The sequence below is a fragment of the Billgrantia tianxiuensis genome (assembly GCF_009834345.1).
Classification (GTDB): Bacteria; Pseudomonadota; Gammaproteobacteria; order Pseudomonadales; family Halomonadaceae; genus Halomonas; species Halomonas tianxiuensis.
This window is the reverse complement of record NZ_CP035042.1, coordinates 4,984,191-5,007,214: the sequence shown is the minus strand read 5'-3', so window position 1 is coordinate 5,007,214 and position 23,024 is coordinate 4,984,191. Positions and strand designations below refer to the sequence as shown.

Annotated in this window: 22 protein-coding genes; 15 read left to right on the top strand and 7 right to left on the bottom strand. The window is 59.1% G+C overall.

Features of this window, described 5'->3' with window-relative positions; translation table 11 throughout:
• The first annotated feature begins 242 nt into the window (after positions 1-242).
• From EKK97_RS23465 to EKK97_RS23450, 4 genes are all read left to right on the top strand, one after another.
• Positions 243-1,610 (top strand): sigma-54 dependent transcriptional regulator, encoded by a 1,368-nt coding sequence (locus EKK97_RS23465; protein WP_159555624.1) that lies wholly within the window; start codon positions 243-245, stop codon positions 1,608-1,610.
• 499 nt (positions 1,611-2,109) lie between these two features.
• Positions 2,110-2,781 carry a LuxR C-terminal-related transcriptional regulator gene (locus EKK97_RS23460; RefSeq protein ID WP_159555623.1) on the top strand — a complete coding sequence of 224 codons (672 nt, stop codon included), beginning with the start codon at positions 2,110-2,112 and terminating at the stop codon, positions 2,779-2,781.
• A gap of 183 nt (positions 2,782-2,964) precedes the next feature.
• Positions 2,965-4,188, top strand: coding sequence for a sigma 54-interacting transcriptional regulator (locus tag EKK97_RS23455; RefSeq protein WP_159555622.1), 1,224 nt, complete (start codon positions 2,965-2,967; stop codon positions 4,186-4,188).
• A 42-nt stretch (positions 4,189-4,230) separates the two neighbouring features.
• The gene (locus tag EKK97_RS23450; RefSeq protein ID WP_159555621.1) at positions 4,231-5,310 is read left to right on the top strand and encodes a transporter; all 1,080 of its coding nucleotides are present in this window, start codon (positions 4,231-4,233) and stop codon (positions 5,308-5,310) included.
• Positions 5,311-5,363: 53 nt separating this feature from the next.
• On the opposite strand, the gene EKK97_RS23445 is transcribed toward EKK97_RS23450, so the two are convergent.
• The 4 genes from EKK97_RS23445 to EKK97_RS23430 all read right to left on the bottom strand — a co-directional run bounded on the left by EKK97_RS23445 (position 5,364) and on the right by EKK97_RS23430 (position 8,339).
• Positions 5,364-5,939: a hypothetical protein gene (locus EKK97_RS23445; RefSeq protein WP_159555620.1), complete on the bottom strand. Its 576-nt coding sequence runs from the start codon at positions 5,937-5,939 to the stop codon at positions 5,364-5,366.
• Between the two features lie 72 nt (positions 5,940-6,011).
• Positions 6,012-6,725 (bottom strand): C39 family peptidase, encoded by a 714-nt coding sequence (locus EKK97_RS23440; RefSeq protein WP_234287073.1) that lies wholly within the window; start codon positions 6,723-6,725, stop codon positions 6,012-6,014.
• 22 nt (positions 6,726-6,747) lie between these two features.
• Positions 6,748-7,116 carry a hypothetical protein gene (locus EKK97_RS23435; protein WP_159555619.1) on the bottom strand — a complete coding sequence of 123 codons (369 nt, stop codon included), beginning with the start codon at positions 7,114-7,116 and terminating at the stop codon, positions 6,748-6,750.
• A gap of 89 nt (positions 7,117-7,205) precedes the next feature.
• On the bottom strand, positions 7,206-8,339 hold the full coding sequence (locus tag EKK97_RS23430) for a hypothetical protein (RefSeq protein ID WP_159555618.1): 1,134 nt from the start codon (positions 8,337-8,339) through the stop codon (positions 7,206-7,208).
• 1,043 nt (positions 8,340-9,382) lie between these two features.
• Between EKK97_RS23430 and EKK97_RS23425 the strand changes: the two genes are divergently transcribed.
• From EKK97_RS23425 to EKK97_RS23380, 11 genes are all read left to right on the top strand, one after another.
• Positions 9,383-10,087 (top strand): response regulator transcription factor, encoded by a 705-nt coding sequence (locus EKK97_RS23425; protein WP_159555617.1) that lies wholly within the window; start codon positions 9,383-9,385, stop codon positions 10,085-10,087.
• A 137-nt stretch (positions 10,088-10,224) separates the two neighbouring features.
• Positions 10,225-10,638 carry a CsgE family curli-type amyloid fiber assembly protein gene (locus EKK97_RS23420; protein WP_201296972.1) on the top strand — a complete coding sequence of 138 codons (414 nt, stop codon included), beginning with the start codon at positions 10,225-10,227 and terminating at the stop codon, positions 10,636-10,638.
• Positions 10,639-10,667: 29 nt separating this feature from the next.
• Positions 10,668-11,099 (top strand): curli assembly protein CsgF, encoded by a 432-nt coding sequence (locus tag EKK97_RS23415; RefSeq protein ID WP_159555615.1) that lies wholly within the window; start codon positions 10,668-10,670, stop codon positions 11,097-11,099.
• Between the two features lie 11 nt (positions 11,100-11,110).
• Positions 11,111-11,947, top strand: coding sequence for a CsgG/HfaB family protein (locus EKK97_RS23410; protein WP_159555614.1), 837 nt, complete (start codon positions 11,111-11,113; stop codon positions 11,945-11,947).
• Positions 11,948-12,160: 213 nt separating this feature from the next.
• On the top strand, positions 12,161-12,649 hold the full coding sequence (locus tag EKK97_RS23405) for a hypothetical protein (protein WP_159555613.1): 489 nt from the start codon (positions 12,161-12,163) through the stop codon (positions 12,647-12,649).
• 181 nt (positions 12,650-12,830) lie between these two features.
• Complete coding sequence (locus EKK97_RS23400) at positions 12,831-13,799, top strand: hypothetical protein (protein ID WP_159555612.1); 969 nt, start codon at positions 12,831-12,833, stop codon at positions 13,797-13,799.
• 175 nt (positions 13,800-13,974) lie between these two features.
• A complete protein-coding gene (locus EKK97_RS25225; protein ID WP_236551329.1) occupies positions 13,975-15,402 on the top strand; it encodes a PgaA family protein in 1,428 nt (475 codons plus the stop codon).
• Between the two features lie 140 nt (positions 15,403-15,542).
• Positions 15,543-16,400, top strand: coding sequence for a PgaA family protein (locus EKK97_RS26010; protein ID WP_340162991.1), 858 nt, complete (start codon positions 15,543-15,545; stop codon positions 16,398-16,400).
• Positions 16,397-18,355, top strand: a complete 1,959-nt coding sequence (pgaB, locus tag EKK97_RS23390; protein WP_201296971.1) for a poly-beta-1,6-N-acetyl-D-glucosamine N-deacetylase PgaB — start codon at positions 16,397-16,399, stop codon at positions 18,353-18,355. Before EKK97_RS26010 ends, pgaB begins: the two co-directional genes overlap by 4 nt.
• On the top strand, positions 18,352-19,599 hold the full coding sequence (gene pgaC / locus EKK97_RS23385; RefSeq protein ID WP_159555610.1) for a poly-beta-1,6-N-acetyl-D-glucosamine synthase: 1,248 nt from the start codon (positions 18,352-18,354) through the stop codon (positions 19,597-19,599). The genes pgaB and pgaC overlap by 4 nt, the downstream gene beginning before the upstream one ends.
• Positions 19,592-19,864, top strand: coding sequence for a hypothetical protein (locus tag EKK97_RS23380; RefSeq protein ID WP_159555609.1), 273 nt, complete (start codon positions 19,592-19,594; stop codon positions 19,862-19,864). The genes pgaC and EKK97_RS23380 overlap by 8 nt, the downstream gene beginning before the upstream one ends.
• 112 nt (positions 19,865-19,976) lie before the next feature.
• Here EKK97_RS23380 and EKK97_RS23375 read toward each other — a convergent pair whose 3' ends face one another.
• The 3 genes from EKK97_RS23375 to hemL are packed head-to-tail and all read right to left on the bottom strand — an operon-like array spanning position 19,977 to position 22,927.
• Positions 19,977-20,357, bottom strand: a complete 381-nt coding sequence (locus EKK97_RS23375; RefSeq protein WP_159555608.1) for a hypothetical protein — start codon at positions 20,355-20,357, stop codon at positions 19,977-19,979.
• 7 nt (positions 20,358-20,364) lie between these two features.
• Positions 20,365-21,609, bottom strand: a complete 1,245-nt coding sequence (locus EKK97_RS23370; protein ID WP_159555607.1) for a P-loop nucleotide/nucleoside kinase family protein — start codon at positions 21,607-21,609, stop codon at positions 20,365-20,367.
• A gap of 28 nt (positions 21,610-21,637) precedes the next feature.
• Entirely contained in the window at positions 21,638-22,927 is a 1,290-nt protein-coding gene (gene hemL / locus EKK97_RS23365) for a glutamate-1-semialdehyde 2,1-aminomutase (protein WP_159555606.1), read from the bottom strand.
• Between the last annotated feature and the right edge of the window lie 97 nt (positions 22,928-23,024).

Sequence of the window (23,024 nt, the reverse complement as noted above, 5' to 3'; positions counted from 1 at the left end):
CAAAATTGCCATGATGCAGGCGCCGGAAGCGCACAAGCTTTCACGCAACCGCTGGACCCCACGAGGTAACGCCAAGCCATGAGGTTCGATCAGCAAAGTCTGTATGACCATGAGTAGTTAAACAATGTTATGGACCATAGGCGACCCAAGACTATCTAATTTAGAAAACGTATCGACAACGTAAAGAAAAGATACCTAACGCTTGCTTTAATATCGAAGGATTCGAAAAGGGACGAGCGATAATGGATAACAAGGCAAGACTCTTGATGGTGGGATCGCTGGGCAACGACCAGCTAGCATTCGTTGAGCGCATGCAGGAAAAGGGATGGCACATCAACACGGCAGATACCCTGTCCCAGGCGGTGGCTCGGCTCAACGAAACCGAACATGAAGCGGGTATTCTTTGCCTGCATGAAAGCCATGAAGACCTTAAGCAGATCGAGCGACTCGTCATTCGCTCAGACATGGAGTGGATGGCGCTGTTGCGCGAACCGGAACTTGACGACCCGGTGCTGTGCAAGATCCTGGGTAGCGTCTTCATGGCTTTTCAGTCGGAGCCCATCGATATCGACCAAGTTGACTGCCTCATGCAACATGCCGCAGCCATGAAGCGGCTCAGGACCGAAGAGAGCACTGCCAAACCCCAGGAAGCGGAGTTCGAGATGGTGGGAACCGTACCCGCCATGCAGAAAGTGTTCGACACCATCCGGCGTGTCGCCTCCGTCGATGCCCCCGTATTCATCAGCGGCGAGTCAGGAACGGGCAAGGAGCTTGCCGCCCGTGCCATTCACGCACGATCGACGCGCGCTTCGGCTCCCTTCGTCGCAGTAAACTGTGGCGCCTTGCCCAGCAACCTGATCCAGTCCGAACTGTTCGGACATGAAAAGGGTGCCTTCACCGGCGCCAGCCAGCAGAAGATTGGGCAGATCGAGGCGGCAGCGGGAGGCACGCTATTCCTGGATGAAATAGGGGATCTCTCCCTGGAACTGCAGGTCAATCTACTGCGGTTTCTGGAGGAGAAAACCATCCAGCGTATCGGTGCCCTCGACGAGATCCGTGTCGATGTCCGTATTCTATCCGCCACCCACGTGAATCTCGAGAAAGCCGTGGAGGAAGGTCGCTTCCGCGAGGACCTCTATCATCGGCTCAACGTGCTGCAAGTCGATATCCCCCCGCTCAGGGAGCGCCAGGAGGATATCGAGATCCTGGCCAAGTTCTTCTTCGACAAATTCATCGAAGAGAAATCCATGAAGGTTCGCGGCTTCAGCCAGGAGGCCCTAGCTCTCATGCGTCAATATCACTGGCCGGGCAATATCCGCGAGCTGATCAACCGGGTGCGTCGTGCCATGGTCATGTGCGAGCAGCGCTTGATCAAGCCCACCGATCTGGGGCTGGAGCGACGCACCCTGAACCGAAACGTCGTCACTCTCGAGGAGGCGCGCAACAACGCGGAAAAGGAAGCATTGATCTGCGCCCTGCGTCGCAACAAGCACAAGGTCAAGAAGGCGGCAGATGAGCTGGGCGTGTCCCGTGTAACTCTCTACCGCCTCATGGAGAAGCATCAACTGACGCGCAACAGCGACACTTCCATTTCCCTCTCGTCCGCCTGACGCCTCCCCCAGAAGGTCCATGCCCCGTACTGTCGGTATATCCCGGTACGGGCGTGGCCTCACACCCTGGTGCGGCTACGTCATATTTTCGAATTGTAAAAAAACGTTTCAGATGAGAAGGCAGTTGGAAGAGGCTTGTCAGTAGAAAGAAGGAAAAACAGCCAACTCATCGTGTAACGCTCTAATACTGCCAGAAAGAGCGGTAACGGCAAACTTAGCGTGACCTCGCCCCAATGGCCCAGGACAAAACCCACGCAACCAGCTGTTGCATATGATTTTTTTCGCGGCATATGAGTCTGTAAAAGTACTTCCATCAGCAGGCTGGTACCAGCAGATGGAACCGATCAGTATGAGAAACTAGATCCAACAAGAATAAATACCGACTTCTATATGCAAAAGACGTATTAACATCTTTGTCATTTATGACCGAGACTCCCATATGCAAAGGATTTTTACATTTTTTTACATTTAGAAGTTCGAATAAAAGGGAGGGGCGAGCATGACAACCATGGATTACCGGATTCTTCTCGTTACCGCCACCAACCCTCAATCGAAGCTGTTCATCGAGCACCTGCAACATCAGCTCGACCATGAAGTCATTGCTGTCGATACCGAAGCCATGCCCTCCATGGCAGAAGATGAGGTGGTACTGGTGATTCTGGATCTGGATCACTTGAGCGAAGCGAGCATGCAGAAATGGCAAAACGCCGCGGATGGCAAGGAAAATGTCAGTCTTGCCGCGTTCAATGTCCGCGACGAAGGGCACGCCGTCGAACTGCTTTCCTCGCTCAACCTACAAGGTATCTTTTACCGCAATGACAGCGTCGATCTGATCTGCAAGGGAATCGAAGCACTTCGCAGCGGGAACCTATGGATGTCTCGCACCTTGATGTCACGCATGATACAGCTCCTGCGTCGGCAGCAGATGAATTCCTATCGTCCCGCATGCGGCCTGACGCAGCGCGAGTTGGAGATCATCGGTCTGCTCGGTACCGGAGCCACCAATTCGGAAATAGCCGAAAAGCTGTTCGTCAGTGAGCATACCGTCAAGTCCCATCTCTACAATATCTTCCGAAAAATCAAAGTACATAACCGACTACAAGCCATGAACTGGGCGAGAAGGAACCTGTTCAGCGTTCCCCCCAGCTACAAGCGAGAATCGAGGCACTGAATCGGTCGGGAAAGAAAAAGAAGAATAGGAGCGCACCCATAGGGATATCCCGATATGGAAACGCAACCCAACATCATACTGGTGGACCGGACTTCCGACCGTTCGAGAAAAATTCAAGTGGCGCTATGTGCACAGGGCTACTTCGTCTCGCCTGCAGAGAGCCTTTCCAAAGCTTGGCGAATCATGGCGAAAAGGGAGTTCGACGTCGGCCTCATCCATCTTCAGGAGGAGGATTCGACGCATCTACCCGAAGTGGAGAATCTCCTTCTCGACAGCGGCTTCGAATGGGTGGCGCTGATCGATCCCCGACAAGCCATGACTTCGGCTCTTCGGCTTGCCCTGGGCCGGATGTTCCATAGCGTCCATCAACAGGAAGATTTACCTGGCCTAGCCTGTCTCTTGCGTCACATCGCCAAGCGGCAAGCCATTGCCTCACGCATCAAGCAGGAGACGAGACTCAACGTTTCCAGAAGATGCATGATCAGTCATACGCCCGGCATGCACCGAGTCTTCGAACAGCTACGCACCTTGGCAGGCGTCGATGCCCCCGTGTTCATCACCGGTGAGTCAGGTACCGGCAAGGAGCTGGCTGCCAGAGCCATCCATGAACTCTCGCCGCGCGCCCAGGCCCCCTTCGTCACCGTCAATTGCGGCGCCATCCCGGCCAGCCTCATCCAATCCGAACTGTTCGGCTTCGAAAGAGGCGCGTTCACGGATGCCCACTGTCGTCGCATGGGAAAGATCGAGGCCGCTTCCGGAGGGACCTTGTTTCTGGATGAAGTCAGCGAGCTGCCCTACGACCTGCAGTCTACTTTCCTGCGCTTCATCGAGAGCCGTAGCATCTCTCGCTTGGGTAGCCACAAGGAGACGAAGGCAGACGTCCGCATCGTCGCCGCCACCAATCGGCATGTTCCCACACTGGTGGAAGAAGGCAACTTCCGGCTGGATCTCTTCTACCGCTTGAACGTGCTCGAGATCCGGATACCACCGCTACGCGAGAGGAAGGAAGACATCAGACCGCTCGTCGAACTCTTCTTCGAGCAGTTCAAGCAGTACAGGCCCCCCGGCCTGGTGGGCTTCAGTCCCCAAGCCATGGCGCTGCTGCAGGAGCACGATTGGCCGGGCAACATTCGCGAGCTGATGAACACGGTCTGCCGCGCCATGCTCATGTCCGACCCGCCCTATATCGAGGCCGAGAACATTCCCATCGGCAACCCAAGCAAGCCTTATCGACCTCCTTCGCTGGAGCAGATCCGCGAGCAAGCAGAACGCAACACCATCATCAGCGCCCTGAAGCGCAACCGGCACAACGTCGCCAAGGCATCGAGAGAAATGGGGATCTCTCGTGTCACGTTGTATCGCCTGATGGACAAGTACGACATCCAACGCATCGACGACCGCTACTGATCGCGGCAGTTATCCAAATCGGGACATCAAGGGGAAGAAAACATGACCAGAATACACACCCTGCTGCTGCCCACCGCCATCGGCCTGGCCCTGGCTCAGGCGGTAGCCGCCCAGGAAAGCGCCGCACCAGGCGGTATCACGTCGCCCGTGGGACAGGCCCCCGTCGAAGCACCGCCGCAGCAGCCGGAGGTGCAGGCCATCGCCGATATCGGCGGGGTGCTAACGCCCCGCGGCCGTCTGGTCATCGAGCCCTCGCTGCAGTACTCCCATGCGGGGGTCAACCGCCTGACCTTCCGCGGCATCGAAATCCTCAGCACCCTGCTGATCGGCGTGTTCAGCGCCGAGGAGGCCGAGCGGGACATCTGGACCGCCGCGCTCACCGGCCGCCTGGGCATCACCGACCGCCTCGAGATGGAGCTTAAGGTGCCCTACGTCTATCGCGACGATACCATAAGAGCAACCGTGCCCGTGGCTGGCGACAGCAGCTTCGATATCGACCGCGACCTGTCCGGTAATGGCTTGGGGGACATCGAACTCACCGCACGCTATCAGCTCAACCGCGGCCACAACGGCTGGCCCTTCTTCGTCGGCAACCTGCGCTACAAGACCACGACTGGAGACGGCCCCTTCGACATCGCCCGCGACTCCGACGGCATCGAGCAGGAACTGGCTACCGGCTCCGGCTTTCATGCCATCGAGCCCAGTATCACCGCGCTCCTCCCCTCCGACCCGGCGGTCTTCTTCGCCAATGTCGGCTACCTCTACAACATGAGCGATGACGTCAACCAGCAGATCACCGAGGATCTCTGGATCGGCAAGGTCGACCCCGGCGATGCGGTACGGCTCAGCTTCGGCATGGCCTACGCCATCAACCCCCGGGCCTCCTTCACCCTTGGCTTCAAGAACGACTTCATAGACAAGACCAAAACCACCTATTTTCAAGATGATCGAACCGCTACTCAGAGTTCGCGCACGCTCAATGTCGGCTCGCTGCTGCTGGGGTGGTCCTACCAGCTCAACCAGGACGTGTCGGTCAACCTGGGCCTCGAACTCGGCGTGACCGACGATGCCCCCAATACCGTGCTCACTCTCAGGATTCCGTTCGGTACCAATGCCTTCTGAGAGCAGCAGGATCGGTGCCAGGCACCGATCCTGCTGCGTTCGCCCTGAGCCGGCTAGCGAGCCAGCGACTCCACGATGGCCTGGCGCTGCTGGGCCGCGCGCAGTGCAGGCAGGTTGTTCACCTGTACGCCGATATCCATATGCTGGCGGATGTCCCGCTCCGAGGCATCGCTGACTACTGCACCAAGGATGGCGTTCTTGGTCACCGTGTGGAACACCGAGGTAAACCCCTTGCCATCGTTTACCACCAGGCCGGAGAAATCCTTCATCCCGGTCAGGTCGATGCCGCCCGGGGTCAGCTCCACGATGGTGTTGCCGCTGCCCTCCCCTACTCGGGAGACCACCTGGCCATCGATGGACTGGTGTTGGCTGATCGTCTGGGACACGATCTCGGCACCCGCCCCGCTGATGACAAACACGGTATCCATCCGTACGTTGTCGACCAGGGTCTGCAGCGTGGCGCCGAAGCTCATGTCGAGCCCGGCGATCTGGAATCCGCCGCGAAGTTCGCTCAGCTCGGCTTCTCCGAGCGGCGTCAGGTAATCGAAATCGGCTGCCTGTATCGAGGCACTTGCCAGCAACAGCGACAGCGACAGCAGCCATGAGCGAATTTTCCCGTGGCAGCTCACTCTCCGCCTAGCATCACCACCCGCTAGTCGCCTGGCCAGCATTCGTTTGGTGATCGAGCGTGCATGCATCTCTCAGCGCCCCAATTCGTTGATCGCCGGCAGTTGCAGCAGCATCGAGGCTACGTCGGCACGGTCGATGCCGCTGCCGATGGGGGCCGATGGCCGGATCTGCCAGTCGCGCTCATGGTTGAAGTTAGCCTTGGCGATTTCTGAATCGGCGCGCGCGCCCAGTACCAGGCCGCTCCAGATCGATTCGAAATGCGCCTTGGGCACTGCCACGGTGCCTACGGCGGGGTCGCCGATCAGCACGTTGCCGTCATCCATTCCCTTGATCACCACAAAATGGCGATAACCCCCAGTATTGATCAGAGTAATGGCAGGGATACCGATGCGGACAAGATCGTCGAGCCCGACCCGAAAACCGTCCGAACTCAGCCCCTGGGCATCGAGGTAACGCTTCATGTCGAGCATCGAAAAGCCCTGTTCCCGGATTTGTTCGACCTCTCCGCCATGGATCATCGCCTCGAAGACCTCGGCTTCCGTGGTGGGCCTGTCGTAGTGGTAGGTAAGCAGCGTCGCCACGGCGGCGGCACCACAGCTGTAGTCGTATTGCTGAGCGACGACGCCATCCCAGCGCATTTCGTGATGGCTTCTGGCTGGCACGGTCACCGAGCCGAAACCACCATTGAGTGCGATCGTCACCGACCCGGCCTGCAGCAAGGGCGCCTGCAGGCCGATGACGAACCAAGCCGCCGCTGCCCCGAGACGCCACAGGCTCCGGGCCATCCTCCGCTCCTCGCCCGTGCGCTCACTGAGGCGCATAGATGCTGATGCTGACCCCGGTCGAAACGGCATTGGCGTGCCCCGTCATGAGATTCATCAAGGTGATACCGGAAATCCGATCCATGGCGTTGGCTTCGATCGTGATATTGCCCGAGACGATCGTATCGGCGGTGAACGAGGCCCCCGTCGCCACGGCCTCCATGTTCTGGATGCTCTGCACGTTGACTAAGTCGCGGAATCCCTCCTTGCCGGTAACGCTCTCCAGTTCGCTGACCTCGATGCGCTGATGTAAATCGAACCCTGCCGTCACGCCTTCCTCCGCCACCGCCAGAGGACCAGCAAGCCCCACCCCGACTGCCAGTGCCGCGCACACCATCCACTCAAAACGCTTCATGACAACGCTCCCTCTCGCCGCTTCGTCAATGGAACCGAGGAAGGGCCGGCAGCCTGGCCACCGGCCCTTCCTCGCGCACAAGCAGTTCCTCAGTTGCCGATGTGGACGTTGCTGTGCGCCGCCACGTTGGTACCCGCAAGCTGCGAGTTGTAGATGCCGGTAGAGAGGTTCATGTTGGCGATACCACCAAAGGTACCGGCACCTGCCGCCATGGAGGCACCACCGGTAACCAGCGAGGCGCTGCCACCGTTGCCGCCGGTGCCGCCATTGCCGCCGTTGCCAGCGGTGGCAATAGCATCGCCGCCGGTACCGGTACCGCCGCCGCCGCCGCCGCCGTTACCGGTGGAGCTGCCGCCGGCCCCAGCCACGGCATCGCCCCCTGCTCCGCCTTCTCCACCGGTACCGGTGCCAGTGCCGGTGCCAGTACCGGTGCCACTACCGGCACCACCGGTACCGGCTGCCACGGAGGGAGATGCGGTGGCGTCTCCACTGCTGCTACCGCCCGCCGAGGCGGAGTTGTTGTTCTCGATGTCATCTCCGGCGAAGTTACCCGCCAGCCCGCCCGAGGCACTGCTGTCGGCACCCCCGCTTCCGTTGCTGCTGTCGGCGCTGCCACCCTGGCCGGCGCCCAGGCCAAGGCCCAGCCCCAGTCCGGCACCATCACCGCCATCGGCGCCATCGCCACCGACCGCAACGGAGCGACCGCCATCACCGCCGGTACCATCGCCGCCGGCACCGCCGACACCCACACCGGCACTCACTCCCAAGGCATCGCCACCGCTGCTGCCTGAGCCGCCGGTCGCTCCGTCACCGGCATTGATGTTGATGCGCGAACCGGTCACCGTGGAACGCAAATCCTGAATCGCCACCACGCTGGTGCTGGTGTTGTAGGATTCACTCATGGCCCAGGCATCACCACCGGCGCCGGCTGCACCGCCAGCTCCACCCATGCCGCCGGCCCCGCCGTTCCCGGCACTGCTGGTCGCGCTGCTGTTGGCGTAGATGCTTGCTTCACTCCCGGCATCGGCGCCATCGTCCATATCGCTGGCGTTGTTCCAGGCGCCGGAACCGGAGGCACTGTTGCTGCTGCCACCGCCGCCACCATCGCCGCCATAGCTGCTGCCGCCACTACCACCAACGGCCACCGCGTCAGCATGCGCAAACGAAATGGCCATCACCAGAGCCAGCAGCGAAGATCCCGCTATCGCATAGTGCTTTTTCATGTCTTTTCTCCCTTATCATGCATGATGAGTGCTCCTAACCATGACCATGACGCTCACGCATTTCGCTCGGATTGGTCCTAGGAAAATCCGTTTTTTCTTGCCTTCGTACCTGTCGTACATGCAGAACTCATGGTCGTAGAATAGATGGCACTCTTCATGCCATAAGGGATGCAGAAACTTACAAAACAATAACATATGAATTTTTCACATTCAGGAAACGGCTTTCCTGACATGCCATTCACGCAAGTACACGAGCAGATTCATCAGGAAAGGTTTCGCCAATATGACAGCTAATTTCCGAGAATCATCAGCTCAAGGCACAAGCTGTTCAATCTCATTGGTTTACGAAAAGAACACCGAGTAACCAATTCTTTACACTGCAACAAGACAGGCAAGAGCGGCCAGTGTTGGTAGAGCAAGCCTGAACCGGGAAACTCCTAATTCTTATGTCCCGCTCGGTAGGGGAGACGTTGTCATCAGCACTCTCCGTCGAACTATACTGAAGAAAAAGTAACTTTTTTGAGAGTACTTCATTGAGATCCAACTCTCCCAGGCAGCCTTGGCCTGATAACATACTGATATTTTCCATAAAAATTCGAACGGCTCACAAGTGTCAGCCATATGAAACATGTTCGGAAAAGAAAGATGCAATTTTCAGCTATCACAAGGAGCCGAGACATGGTCTGGCAATGTATCCTTCGTGAAACAGAAGGAGAGGATTCAGAAGAAACTCCGTGAACCTTGCTTAATCTATCCTTTAAGAAATTGTAACAATCCCGCCTTTCAAGTGAATTTTATTCAAGAAAATTTCATAGTCTACGAAATGCATCGATTTTGCAAGAAGCCTGCCTGCGTTACATATCCTTGAAAAATATATTTTTTCTACCCGAAAGTATGAGAAATCTCATTCATTCCAACTAAACAATACATGCTGAAACATAACTTTACATACGGGCTTTAATTGAACCAAGATGTCCCATGCTTTCCATGAGATTTGAAGAAGGTCACACCAAGAAAAGCATACTTTTTAGGGGACAACGGGCATGGAACTTGGAAGAGGGATTATCCTGCTAGCTACCGAAAGCAACCCACAAACGCAGCTCTTTGTCGGTTACGTTCATCAGCAATTGCAGCGTGACTTGTACATCGTGCCACCAGAAACGCCTGGTGAAGCGTGCAGCCTCGTTGGAGAAGACAGCGACTCGCGAACTGTCGTCCTGCTGGACATCGATCATCTCGAAGAGACGACCATGCAGGCATGGCAGGCGCAGTATCACCAGCAGCCGGGCTGGATATTGACGGCCTTCAATCTCAGGAACGAAGACCACGCCGCTCAGCTGTTGAGCCTCATGCAGCTGAAAGGTGTCTTTTACCGTAGCGACAGCCTCGAGCTGATCTGCAAGGGCCTTCAGCGCCTGCTGGCTGGAGATTTCTGGCTGTCACGCTCACTGATGACGCGCTTGATTGACTTTTATCGACGTCAGCAGATCAACTGCTACCGTCCCGCTTGCGGCATTACGCAGCGCGAGCTGGAAATCATCGGCTTGCTTGGCTCCGGCGCTTCCAACACCGAAATCGCCGAACTCCTTTACGTAAGTGAGCATACGGTGAAGTCGCACCTCTATAACATCTTTCGCAAGATCAATGTCAGCAACCGCATGCAGGCTGTGAACTGGGCCCGGCAGAACCTGGGACCGCCTCCCCCGATGCCGCTTCAACGCTACGACCGAGCCTCACCCAATCACTGATTCGAGAGCGAAGGACAATGGCTTTCTTTCGCAAGAAATTTCCAATGGCCCTTTTCCTGGTGGCACTTGGTTCCCTTGCCTTGGCCGAGGTGGAGACACCAAGTTCCAGCCTGCCTACAGCCCCGAGGGAGCCGCAAGTGCCTCAAGGCGCAATCGAAGAGGAAGAAGCGCTGGAAGAGGGAGAGGCAACGGAAGAACTGTCGCGCCAGTTTCGCCTGGGCGAGCCCGGACTGTCAGGCGTGATCGTCGATCGCACCATCACCATGATGGGCAAGACTTTCTACCGGCGTTTCAGCCAGTTGAGCTCGGAAAGCCACATTCTATCCAGCACGACACTGTCCGTGCACGAACGCCCCGACGCGCGTTGGGGAAGCCAGGTCTGGGTCGCGGAGAACAATCGCATTCTCTTCCAGGCCGCGCTCCCTCCCCGATTGAGCGATATCGACCGATATGCCGAGGCAGCCGTGGAACAGGTGGAGCAGCTCCTCGTGCAACGCAGCATCATGCAGGCGCTCGAGAGCGACCCGGACCTGGCCGACGAGGAAATCTAGCGGAAAGGATGCACTAGAAGGAGAACACCATGAAACAACATCCACGTTCACTACTGCGGAAGCTCTCTCTTGTCGGGCTGCTCCTATCCTGCTCGGTGGGCACTCAGGCGGGAGAACTCATCTACCGTCCCATCAACCCTTCGTTCGGAGGGGATCCCCTGCTGGGCAACCACCTGCTCAACAAGGCTCAGGCACAGGACACGCACAAGGATCCCAACGCCCCGGATTTCGGTCGCTTCTCCGAGGTCGACTTTTTCCTTCAGGACCTGCGCGCCGATCTCATCAACCGTGCTATCGACGATGCGCTCGATCCCAACAACCCCGGGGGAAGCGAAAGCGTCATCGACAATTCTTCGCTCAACGTCAGGTTCGTCAATGTAGGTGGCGGCGCTTTCCAGATGGTGATCACCGACAAGAGAACGAACGAAGTGACACGCATCGATTTCGGAACTCCATTTTAAGGGGCCTGAACATGAAAGCACTCAGAATCGGTTGCTTGTCCGGGCTGATCTTCCTTGGTGGATGCGTCAGCATGGTCACCTCGCCCGAAGGGCTGGAGGGAGCACCGGCTACCCTCGTTCCTCGAGCAGGAACCTATCTCGACCTGACCAGCCTGCCACGCCCAGCGGCTCCGATACTCACGGCCGTCTATGACTTCAGGGACCAGACTGGCCAGTACCGTCCCCAGCCTGCCAGCACCTTCTCGACAGCGGTGACCCAAGGCGGAGCCGCCATGCTGAGCTCCGCGCTAGCGGATTCGGGCTGGTTCGTGCCGCTGGAGCGAGTCGGGTTGCAGAACCTGCTCACGGAACGGCGCATCATACGTGCGAACCTGGAAAGAAACGGACGCGAACACGAGCTGGGCTCTCTCAACGCGGCCCGCATCCTGATGGAAGGGGGGATCATTGCCTACGACTCCAACATGAAGACGGGCGGCGTAGGCGCCGAGTATTTCGGCATCGGATCGTCCGGTCAGTATCAGGTCGATCAGGTTACCGTCAACCTCCGCGCCGTGGATATTGCCACCGGCGAAGTCCTGGCCAACGTAACCACCAGTAAGACGGTTTATTCCTATGAGGTTCGTGCCGGAGTATATCGCTTCGTCAGTTTCCGTCGCCTACTGGAGGCCGAGGCAGGGTATACGCACAATGAACCCGTACAAATGGCGGTAATGTCGGCCATCGAATCCGCCGTCATACATCTCGTTACACAGGGAGTCGATCGAGGGCTATGGAACCTGGCCAACCCCGGCGACCATAATCACGAAATTCTCATGGCCTATCGAGAATCGGCTCCCCCCATGCTATGAAAACGCTAGAGTTTCAAGGCGCCATATTCTGGCGCCTTTTTTTTACATTACTGGGGACAGAAGGTTAACTTTTTGCGTCAGTTAGAATCATTCTTTCAGCAGCGACCCAGGTGCTAAAAAATTAATACTGAAATTGGAACTTATGAATTATGGAAGGAGTTTACTCGCAAGCCGACACTGTTACTGAACGTAAAAGCCACAGAGTAAGTCGCCATGAAAGACTACGGAATTGTTACACTTGCGATAGGGATGACTCTGCTGGCAAACGCCGCCAAGGCGACCGATCTCATGCCGGGATCTGAGCTCTATTCAGAGCCATCAGGTACTCTTTCTCACCAAAATGCCACGATTTATCAGGCTGGCTACGGCAATGATTCCGTCATCGTACAGAACGGTAGTTACAATAGCGCACAAATCATTCAGCAAGGCTCGGCCAATATCGCCAGTGCCAGGCAGTTGGGAACGGCAAATGAGGCTCGGGTAGTACAGGGCGGCGCTCAGCTGGAGGCTTCGATTCTGCAGAAGGGTCACGGACACGATGCCGAAATCGTGCAGGCCGGATACGGCAAGGAGGCCACCATCAATCAGCATGGCGTATACGGCAGCGCCGAGATTCACCAGCTGGGGACCCATCGTACCAGTCCCATTACTGTTACCCAGTTCTCACGTGGGCAGGCCGCCGTACAGGTCTATCGATATTAAGGCTTAGAGGCTTTACTCCTGACTCACGGGGAAGATGCAGGAAGCATGACCAACGAAAAGGGATGTAAAGACGCTTGAAACCGTAAGTGGGAAAACGGAAGTGATAGTTTGGCTATCGTTTCTCGAACACCGCCCTGGCGGCATCGGCTCAACCAGGGATTTCAACGAGAGGGAATGAAAAATGAAGTTCAAGATGACTGTAATGGCAGCGGCTATTGCCTTCTCAGGTACGGCTCTGGCCAATGGCAATGTATCGAATGTCGACCAGGTAGGTTACGACAACGATGTGAGCGTATCCCAGTACACCCAAGGCTGGGGTGGGAACAACACCTCGGGCGTCAGCCAGGACGGTGTCGGCAACGGTGCGACCGTTCATCAGCAGGGCTGGTGGGGCTACAACGTTTCGGACATCGATCAGGAAGGTCTGGGTAATGATGCCGACGTCTTCCAGAATGGCACGAACAACAGTGCCGCCATTACCCAGTCCGGCCAGTTCAACTCATCCGATAGCCAGCAGATCGGCACGCAGAACGTTCTTGAAGTAAATCAGGAAGGCGCCAAGAACAGTGCCTCCACCTACCAGAACGGTTGGAACAACTTTGCCGATATCAGTCAGAGCGGCTTTGCCAACAGCTCCGACACGGTACAGGATGGCAAGTACAACATCGCGCAAGTGCGGCAGAATGGGGTCAAGAATGCCTCCGATATCACCCAGTCTGGCATTAACAACTATGCCGACGTCGATCAGGACGGCCGCTTCAACGACTCCACCATCGTACAGGCAGGTACCGGAAACGTTGCCGAAGTCCTTCAGCGCGACACGAAAAACACCGCCGACATCACCCAGGACGGCAAGTACAATACCGCTACTGTCGATCAGAGCAACTTCAACAACGATGCCATCATCGTTCAGAACGGCCGCAACCACTACTCCGAGGTGACTCAGAGCGGCTACAACGATCTGGCCGACTCCTTCCAGTCCGGCAACGGTCATTACTCTTCCATCACACAAGCGGCCTCATCCGGTTACCTTGGCGGCCTGATGAGCCTTGCCACCAACACGGCCACCCATGTGCAGATGGGCCACAACAACGCCGCGACCACCTCACAAGTGGGTGGCGGCAACACCGCTCACGTCTTCCAGAACTGAGCGCGCCTGCGGAAAGGTCCTGCCGAGGCGGGACCTTTTTTGCGCACTACAGCAAAGGAAACTCAAGTAAGCACGACGAGCCGAGCGCCGGTTGCGTAGACCGAGACACCTCGCCGCCTCAACGACCCTGTCACGGCCATCCGCTGCGAATGCCGAACTGATGAGACATAGGCTGATGAAACGCTTGCTTGATGCTGTGCCTCTCTGCGCGATTGCGCTCCTGCCCCTGGCGGCCTTGGCGGACGCCTCGATCGACTCCCAGCGACAGGCTCTGGTACAGCAAGCCGTCGAGAGTGGCAAATGGGACACGTCGATCATGTCATTGCGCTCGCTATACGAGCGTACGGGCAATGTATCGGTACGCAGTGACCTGATTGCCCTGCTGATCAGGGCCGAGCGATTCGAGGAGGCCCTGTCGGTCTGTGCCGACTGTTACCCCGCGGAGTTCACCTCACACGAGCTGCTCGACCTTGGGGGCGCGGCACGCAGGCAGGGAGAACTCGACCTCGCACTGGAATTCTTCACGACCCTGACCCACCGCGAGCCCGAGGAACCGGCCGCCTGGCTGGGCCAGGCCCTGGTCTACGTCGACCAGGGCCGCTACGTGCTCGCCGAAAGCACACTGAAGCGCCACGAGATACTTGCCGGCCCCACGCTGGAAGCGATGGAGGCGAGAGGCTACCTGGCCGCCGAAACGAACGATGCCCTGGCCGAACTGCAGGCACGCCAGGCTCTGGTCGAACGCCAGCCGGAGCGCGTCAACGAAATACGTGCGCTCTACCGCCTCGCGGTGGGCCTCGGTGCCAGTGAGCCTGCCCGCGAACTGCTCGACCGCCACCCCGACCTGTTCAATGCCAGCGATGCGCTATGGCTGCATTACTACGAGGGGGTAAACGACATCCGCCTCGGGATCCATGTCGATGATCACCGAAGCATCGAGCGGGGCCTTGGCCGGCTCGACCAGGTGCTGGAGTCGGAGGATGTGGACCACGATCTTCGCCTGCTGGCCGAGCACGACAAGATCGTGGCGCTGGCACATTTGCGCCGCTTCACCGAAGCCGAGGCGATGAGTCAGCGGCTGCTCCTGCAGTACGGCTCCCTGCCCAACTATGTGCTGCGGGCCAGGGCTCATGCCCTCAGCGGGCTGGGTCGCCCCGAACAGGCCATCCCGATCTACCACGCCATTCTGCGCGACGAGCCGCAGCGGGGCGACGACCTGAGCGATCCGCTCTACGAAGGGCTGTTCTTCAGCTATACGGATGCGCGACGCCACCGCGAGGCACAGCGCCTGCTGGCAGAGTGGCGGCGCGCCGAGCCTCTCTATCGCAGGGACTTTACCGGCACGACACAGATCGAAAATCCCAACCTGCAGAAGGTGCTTCTGCTCGACACCATGCTCATGGCCTGGCGCGGCAATGAGCACGAGGCGCACGCGCAGGTCGACGCCTACCTCGCCGAAGCACCTGCCAACCCTTATCTGTGGCAGCTGAGGGGGACATTAGCCGCTGGCGTGGCTGGCCCGAGCAGGCCCAGGCCGACTACCAGCGTGCCGCATCGCTGCTTGGCCCCGAGCAACGCGACACGGCACGTCATGGCGAGCTGATCGCCAGGCTCCAGCAAGGCCGTTGGAGGGGCACGGTCGGACAGGTCCGCCATGAACTCGACAGCGCCAAGCCCAGCGTATCGAGGGACAACCTCGAACGAGAGTGGCGGGAGCAGCGCGCAGCGGAGCTCGCCCTCTCCGTGGAGCGCAGCGATGGGCAAGGCGGCGGTAGCACTCAGGCCTCACGGGAGTGGCTCAGCGACGTCGTGTTCCGCTCGCCACGCAACGACAACGGCTCACGCTACTATGTGCAGCACCGCCACCAATACGGCACCTTCGACGAAGGGTCGCTGCGGGCGGGATACGCCATCGCAGGCTATGAATGGAACCTGTTTCCCAGCCAGCTGACGCTGTCAGCCGGGCATGGCATGCAGCTCAATGACGAGCCGCATTTCGGCGCCACATTGCGCCACGATTTCACCGATCACCTCGCCGTCACGCTTGGCGCCGAATACAACAGCCTCACCACTCCCCTGCGCGCCCTCAACGACGAGGTCCACGCCGACCGTTATCGCGCCGCCGTGACCTATCGTCACGACGAAAGGCGCACGCTGGGTACGGAGCTGAGCCTGACCGACTTCGACGATGGCAACCTGCGTCGCAACATCCTCGGCTACTGGCAGGAGAGGCTGTACCAGCGCGACCGCTGGCTGCTCGCCGCAACGGGCTGGATCGGCGCATCGCGCAACGACGACGTGCAGGCCAGCTACTACAACCCCGAGCGCGACACCCACCTCAGTGGGGAGCTGCTGCTCGAGTACGCCCATCCCCTGGGTTACCGCCAAACCTTTACCCAAGGCGTCACGCTCGGTGCCGGTCGCTACTGGCAGCGTGGCGAAGCCAGCGAAGAAACCTGGAGCCTCGGCTATCACCAGCGCTGGGAGTTCCTGCCCAGCGTCTCCCTGGAGTATGGCATTGCCCGGGAGCGGGCCGTGTACGACGGCCAGGCGGAACACGACACGGTACTGACAGGAGCCTTGGTGTGGAGATTCCCATGAGCGCCAGATCGGCCCTTCTCTTCGGTCTGCTGGTCATCGCGAGCCTGGTACAGCCGGCCCTGGCGGCACGGGAGCCTGGCGATTACGTAGTGATCAGTTATCACGACGTGGTCGACCTGAGCGTATCGCCGGGGGTGGCCCTGCTGCCGCAGACGATCACCCGGCCCCGCCTCATCGAGCACTTCAACCTGATCCGCTCCCGCGGCTACCAGCCCGTTTCGTTCCAGCAGGTACTCGACGCCGAGGCCGGCATTGCTGCGCTGCCTGACAAGGCAGTCCTGCTGGTCTTCGACGATGGCTACCGAAGCTTCTACGACATCGTCTACCCATTGCTCAAGCTGTATGGCTATCCCGCGATTACGGCCGTGGTGGGCAGTTGGATCGACGTGCCCCCGACAGGCCGAGTCCCCTACGGCGAAACCCTCCTCGAGCGCGATCGCTTCATGACCCGCGAACAGCTGCGGGAGCTGCACGACGATCCGCTGGTCGAGATCGCCTCCCATACCTACGACCTCCACTACGGTCTGATGGGCAACCCGCAAGGCAACCAGCAGGCCGCCGCCGTCACCAGCCGCTGGCAACCCTCCGGCTACGAAAGCGAAGCGGACTATCTGCAGCGTATCCACAGCGACATGCGCAGGGCGAGTCACCAGTTGGAGGAGATTACCGGAACGGCGCCACGCATCATGGTATGGCCCTATGGCGCCTACAGCCGAGCCACGCTGGACATCGCTGCCGAACATGGCATGCCCCACAGCTTCAGCCTGCTCAGCGAGCCCAACCGGATCGGCCAGGGGACAGCGGTCATGGGCCGCTATCTGATCGACCAGGAAACCAGCCTGCAGACCTTCGAGGAGATACTCGGCAATCGCATCTGGGAGCGGGACGAGCTGAGGATCGTCCATGTCGATCTCGACTACGTCTACGATCCCGATCCCATCCAGCAGGAAGCCAACCTGGACCTGTTGATCGACCGGATCTACCGCTTCGGCATCACCACGGTCTATTTGCAGGCCTTCGCCGACCCCAACGGCAACGGGGTGGCCGAGGCCCTCTACTTTCCCAACCGCCATCTCCCCATGCGCGCGGACCTGTTCAACCGGGTCGCCTGGCAGTTGAAGAAGCGTGCCAACGTCAAGGTCTATGCCTGGATGCCGGTCCTCGCGTTCGACCTGGGCCCAGGCCACGAATACGTGACGGATGCGCGAACCGGGCGGGTCGCGAGCGAACATTACCTGCGCCTGTCGCCCTATTCCGCGACCAACAGACGCATCATTGGCGAGATCTACCAGGATCTCGGCAGGCTGACCAAGTTCGACGGCCTGCTATTCCATGACGATGCCTACCTCACCGACTACGAAGACGCCGGCGAGGACGCCTTGGAAACCTATGAAACGGCGTGGAACCTGCCCCGCGATATCGACACGATGCGCCGGGACGCAACGCTGGTGGACGATTGGACACGCAGGAAAACCGCTTTCCTGACGGATTTCACTCTCGAACTGGCGCAGTCGGCCGACTACTACCGTCAGGCGGACAACAAGCGATTCACGACGTCACGCAATATCTACGCGCTTCCCATCATCGAGCCGCAGAGCCAGGCGTGGTTCGCCCAATCCGCGGAGAATTTCGCCGCCGCCTACGATTACGTGGCGGTCATGGCGATGCCGTACATGGAAGAGGCGGACGACCCTCAGCGCTGGCTACAGGAACTGGCGCAGGACTCCCTGGCGAACGTGCCGGCCGAGCAGCTCGTTTTCGAGCTGCAGACCCGAGACTGGCGAGACGAGAGCCCCATACCCAACGAGACCCTGACGAGTTGGATCGACACCGTCAAGCATGCCGGCATCCAGCACATCGGCTACTACCCGGATGATTTCCATAACAATCAACCCGACATGAATGCCTTGCGGCCGCACTTTTCCATAGGACGAAGATTTGGGGTGAGCAAATGAATATCATCGACGCGCTCTCCATCTTCACCTTTTCCTACCCTAGCGTCATGGCGACGGTATGGATCTGTGGGGGAATCTATTTCTATCTCCACTGGGAGAGGAAACAGCCATGGCCGGATTGCTTTCATTGGGATGCCGAGTCTCCCAAAGTCACCATTCTGCTTCCCTGCTATAACGAAGGCGCCAACATAAACGAAACCGTAGGGCATCTCTTCCAACAGAATTATCCCAACGTCGAAATCATCGCCATCAACGATGGGAGTACCGACGATACGGCAGACAAGCTGGAGGCCTTGAAAACGTTCTCCCAAAGCCTGCGGGTCATTCACCAGTCCAATAGAGGCAAGGCAAGCGCACTCAACCATGGCCTATCCGAAGCCACAGGAGACATTATCGTAGGGATCGATGGTGATGCCATTCTCGACTACGACGCCATAGGCTACATGGTAAGTCATTTCGTTCAGAGCCCCCATGTCAGCGGCGTTACCGGCAATCCCAGGGTTCGCACACGCTCGACTGCAATTGGCAAGATACAAACGGGAGAGTTCTCCTCGATCATCGGCTTGATCAAGCGGGCCCAGCGAATCTACGGCATGGTCTTTACCATTTCAGGCGTCGTATGCGCCTTCCGTCGCAGCGCCCTCGAGGCCATCGAAGGCTGGAACACCGACATGGTGACGGAAGATATCGACATCAGCTGGCGACTTCAGCTCGCGGGCGGTCAGGTCAGGTATGAGCCGCGGGCCATCTGCTGGGTCTTGATGCCTGAAACGCTGCGCGGCCTGTTTCGCCAGCGGCTACGCTGGGCCCAGGGTGGCGCGGAAGTCTTCCTGAGATACTTTTCGCAAACGGTGAGGTGGAAGAACCGTCGTTTCTGGCCACTACTGCTGGAATATATTGTGAGCGTAGCCTGGTGCTACTCCGCGTTCTTCATGATCTGTCTATGGCTGATTGCCCTGCCTTATGCTTCGCCATTGACGGACTACCCCAATCTTCTTTACTCATACTTTGGCGGTGAACTCATACTGATTGGGCTCACCCAGTTCATCGTTAGCTTCACGATAGACAGCAGATACGAGAGGGGAATGTTGCGCTGCGCTTACTGGTGCATTTGGTATCCCCTTGCCTACTGGATGTTGAACATGGCCACCGTAGTCATTGCCTTTCCCAAGGCCCTAAGGAGGCAAAAGGGTAGGTTTGCCACTTGGACAAGTCCGGACAGAGGAGAAATCTTCCATGAATAAGCTCGCTCCCGTCGTCATCCACAACCCCGGTAAAAAGAACCTGGTTTACAAGGCAAGGGATGGGCTCATGGTTGCCTTGACCTTCTTCCTGTGGGCTGGGCTGTTTTCCAAATTCTACCTGACGATCTTCGAAGGAGAGATGCTAGCCCTAAGCATGATCACGGTGACGCTGGCCAAGCTCATCGTCGTGGGGTTCTTCGTGACCTTCCTCGTCTTTCACTGTTGGGCGATCTATAACCGCTACCTCTACAACCAAAGCAGGTAGCGCGCTGGCAAGCGTAGTTGAACCAACCTTTAGGCTGGCCTGAAGGGTAGCCGCCAGGGAGGGCGGCTATAGCACAGCGATTCGCCTGCGCAAGCATTTGTACAGTGGTTCCTTAGCGAACGCGTAGCCTCACCACACTATCCTGCCCACTGGTGCTGGAACGGCTGACGCTCCCCCCCTTGCGAACCTCCACCGTCAAAGCACCCTCGCGACTCGTCTGGCGCACGCTGGCTTCCAGCGCTTCTCCTTCGTAGATACGTTCGATGGGAACGGTTTCTTCCAGCTCATGTGTCGTCGAGCGATCTGCGTCTTCTATCGTCAACGAGGCTTGAAACCGCGTGCCGGGCTCACCATCGAAGAGCACTTGAATCGTGTTTGCCGAACCGCCGTGAGAATGCTGCGCTTCCATTGACATCCGGTTCTCTCCTGCTGCGCCAAGGCCAGCGCTCATCCCTGTCAGCCCTGCCACAAGAAGCAAAAAAAGTCTTTTCATGACGCCCTCAGCTGTAACTCAGGCTGACCCGTTTCTCGACCAACAGCGCCAAGGTATCGCCGACATGCTCGGCAGTGGTATCGATTCGCAATAGATGAGGGCGCTCCTCGTCGCGGAATTCCTCGAACAGCGCCTGCTGCCGTTCGAGCACGTCAAGGCTCATGGCCGGGTCGCTCCCCTGCCGCTTGGCGCGCTTGGCGATACGTGCACGCAGGGTTTCCTCGTCGGCCTCGAAGCTGACGATGAGCACCGGCAGGCCGCGCGCCTCGCCCTGCTGTCGTAGCAGCTGCCGCTGGGCGTAGGTCAGGCAAGTGGCATCGATGCAGGTCGGAATGCCGGCGTTGAGCAACAGCCCGGCCAGGCTGGCCAGACGATGGTAGGTACGCTCGGTCGTCTCCGCACTGAAGATATCCACAGCCGGATCCTGCACTGCCGCCTGTGGAGAAAGTCCGAAGAGGCGCCGCCGCTCGGCATCCGAGCACAGTCTCACGGCCCCCAGCCGCTCGACGATTTCGGCCATGAAGCGGCTCTTGCCGCTGCCGGACACGCCGACACCGATGATCAGCGGAGGAAAGCGAAAATTGGAGACCCGCTCGGCCAGATCGAGATAGCGCCGGCACTCGGTCATGATCTCGGCGACCCGAAACGCCGGCTCGCGCTCCGGCTCCCAGTGCTGCAGTGCTCGCCGGGCACCGGCAAGCGAGCGGCATACCGCGAACACCGAAATGAGCCGGGTGAGCGCGTAATCGCCCGAAAGCCGCAGGTAACGGTCGAAGGCATAATGGGCAAGCCGCGTCTCATCGCGCACGTACAGGCCCACCAGCAGCGATACCAGGTCGAAGCCCGGATCGAGGCAGCGCTTGGCCAACGGATCCGTGGCCTCGAGATCGAGGGCATTGGCCATCACCAATCGCTGGCGATCGCACAGCGGCATAGCCTGGCGTCCCGCGACCCAGCTCGGGCGCGGCTCGCCGCGCTCTTCGAACCAGGGTTCGAGTCGCAGCATTTCCTGCGCCAGCCAGTCCTTCAACCGCAACAGGCAGCGCCGATCCTCCTCGCCCGTCAGCCGCGCCTCTAGCGCGCTCACCTCATCTTCGACCAGCGCGCGCGTGGCGGCCAGGCAAGCCGGCGAGGCCACGTAGGGAAGATCGTCGACGAAGGTGCGATGGGACGCCACCAGCGAATCGATCAGTTCATCCACGCCGATGGCGCTCGATGAAGAGGTCGGGCAGGGTGCTGAAGTGGCGTCCATGTTCACTCCCGTTAACGGTTGAGCTTGATCAAGGCTGGCGTACCTGGGCAAAGGCCTTCTCGGCAGCGTCCAGCGTCCATTGAATGTCTTCTGGCGTATGGGCACTGGACATGAAGCCCGCCTCATACGCCGAGGGCGCCAGGTAGACGCCTTCGTCCAGCATCGCCGCAAAGAAGCGACGGAAGGCATCGGCATCACAAGCCGTGGCCTGGGCGAAGTTGTCGACCCGGGACTGTCCGGTGAAGAACAATCCGAACATCCCGCCGGCACGCTGGGTGATCATGTCGACGCCGGCGGCATCGGCACGCTCCTGCAGGCCGTGGCAGAGCGTCTCGACGCGCTGCGCCAGGGCATCGTGGAAGCCGGGCTCGCGCAGCTTGGTCAACAGCGCGATGCCCGCCGCCATGGCCAGGGGATTGCCCGCAAGCGTACCTGCCTGATAAACCGGCCCCAGCGGTGAGATCTGCTCCATGATCTCACGCTTGCCGCCGAAGGCCCCCACCGGCATGCCGCCACCGACGATCTTGCCCAGACAGGTCAGGTCGGGCTCGATGCCGTAATGCGCCTGGGCACCGCCCATGGCCACCCGAAAACCGGTCATCACCTCATCAAAGATCAGCACACTCCCGTATTCGGTGCAAACCCGGCGCAGGGTTTCGAGGAAGCCGGGCTGCGGCGGGATGCAGTTCATGTTGCCGGCCACCGGCTCGACGATGATGCAGGCGATCTGGCTGCCAATCTCCTCGAAGCAGGCCTCCACTTCGTCGAGATCGTTGTAGGAAAGGGTGATGGTGTGCTCCGCCAGCGCAGCGGGCACGCCGGGTGAGCTAGGCTCGCCGTGGGTCAGCGCACCGGAGCCGGCCTTGACCAGCAGCGAGTCGGAGTGGCCATGGTAATTGCCCTCGAACTTGACGATTTTGTCACGCCCGGTGAAGCCGCGTGCCAGGCGTATCGCCGACATGGTGGCCTCGGTACCCGAGTTGACCATGCGCACCAGGTCGATCGACGGAATCATGTCGCAGATCAGGTCGGCCATGGTGGTCTCGATCGCCGTCGGGGTGCCGAACGAAAGACCGTTGTCGAGCCGGCTGCGCACGGCACCCAACACATCGGGGTCGGCATGGCCGGTGATCATCGGGCCCCAGGAACCGACGTAATCGACGTAGCGTTTTCCTTCCACGTCGAACAGATAGGCCCCCTGCGCTCGCTCGATGAACACGGGCGGCCGCTGCAGTCCCTTGAAGGCGCGCACCGGGGAGTTCACGCCGCCGGGAATATGACGGCAGGCCTGTTCGAAGAGCGTTGCGGATGTGGTCATGTGAGCCTCATTGCGGTCGCGAGTGTGATGGCGTTCCATGGCAGGAGGGGCATCGCTTGCCGCCTCCGCGTTGTGGATAACTTCTTGGATAACCTTG

Excerpts from the sequence above, each read along its gene's own strand:
- EKK97_RS23465 (WP_159555624.1), top strand. The coding sequence starts at position 243 with ATGGATAACAAGGCAAGACTCTTGATGGTGGGATCGCTGGGCAACGAC.
- EKK97_RS23460 (WP_159555623.1), top strand. The coding sequence starts at position 2,110 with ATGACAACCATGGATTACCGGATTCTTCTCGTTACCGCCACCAACCCT.
- EKK97_RS23455 (WP_159555622.1), top strand. The coding sequence starts at position 2,965 with ATGGCGAAAAGGGAGTTCGACGTCGGCCTCATCCATCTTCAGGAGGAG.
- EKK97_RS23450 (WP_159555621.1), top strand. The coding sequence starts at position 4,231 with ATGACCAGAATACACACCCTGCTGCTGCCCACCGCCATCGGCCTGGCC.
- EKK97_RS23440 (WP_234287073.1), bottom strand. The coding sequence starts at position 6,725 with ATGGCCCGGAGCCTGTGGCGTCTCGGGGCAGCGGCGGCTTGGTTCGTC.
- EKK97_RS23435 (WP_159555619.1), bottom strand. The coding sequence starts at position 7,116 with ATGAAGCGTTTTGAGTGGATGGTGTGCGCGGCACTGGCAGTCGGGGTG.
- EKK97_RS23430 (WP_159555618.1), bottom strand. The coding sequence starts at position 8,339 with ATGAAAAAGCACTATGCGATAGCGGGATCTTCGCTGCTGGCTCTGGTG.
- EKK97_RS23425 (WP_159555617.1), top strand. The coding sequence starts at position 9,383 with ATGGAACTTGGAAGAGGGATTATCCTGCTAGCTACCGAAAGCAACCCA.
- EKK97_RS23415 (WP_159555615.1), top strand. The coding sequence starts at position 10,668 with ATGAAACAACATCCACGTTCACTACTGCGGAAGCTCTCTCTTGTCGGG.
- EKK97_RS23410 (WP_159555614.1), top strand. The coding sequence starts at position 11,111 with ATGAAAGCACTCAGAATCGGTTGCTTGTCCGGGCTGATCTTCCTTGGT.
- EKK97_RS23405 (WP_159555613.1), top strand. The coding sequence starts at position 12,161 with ATGAAAGACTACGGAATTGTTACACTTGCGATAGGGATGACTCTGCTG.
- EKK97_RS23400 (WP_159555612.1), top strand. The coding sequence starts at position 12,831 with ATGAAGTTCAAGATGACTGTAATGGCAGCGGCTATTGCCTTCTCAGGT.
- EKK97_RS25225 (WP_236551329.1), top strand. The coding sequence starts at position 13,975 with ATGAAACGCTTGCTTGATGCTGTGCCTCTCTGCGCGATTGCGCTCCTG.
- pgaB (WP_201296971.1), top strand. The coding sequence starts at position 16,397 with ATGAGCGCCAGATCGGCCCTTCTCTTCGGTCTGCTGGTCATCGCGAGC.
- pgaC (WP_159555610.1), top strand. The coding sequence starts at position 18,352 with ATGAATATCATCGACGCGCTCTCCATCTTCACCTTTTCCTACCCTAGC.
- EKK97_RS23380 (WP_159555609.1), top strand. The coding sequence starts at position 19,592 with ATGAATAAGCTCGCTCCCGTCGTCATCCACAACCCCGGTAAAAAGAAC.
- EKK97_RS23375 (WP_159555608.1), bottom strand. The coding sequence starts at position 20,357 with ATGAAAAGACTTTTTTTGCTTCTTGTGGCAGGGCTGACAGGGATGAGC.
- EKK97_RS23370 (WP_159555607.1), bottom strand. The coding sequence starts at position 21,609 with ATGGACGCCACTTCAGCACCCTGCCCGACCTCTTCATCGAGCGCCATC.
- hemL (WP_159555606.1), bottom strand. The coding sequence starts at position 22,927 with ATGACCACATCCGCAACGCTCTTCGAACAGGCCTGCCGTCATATTCCC.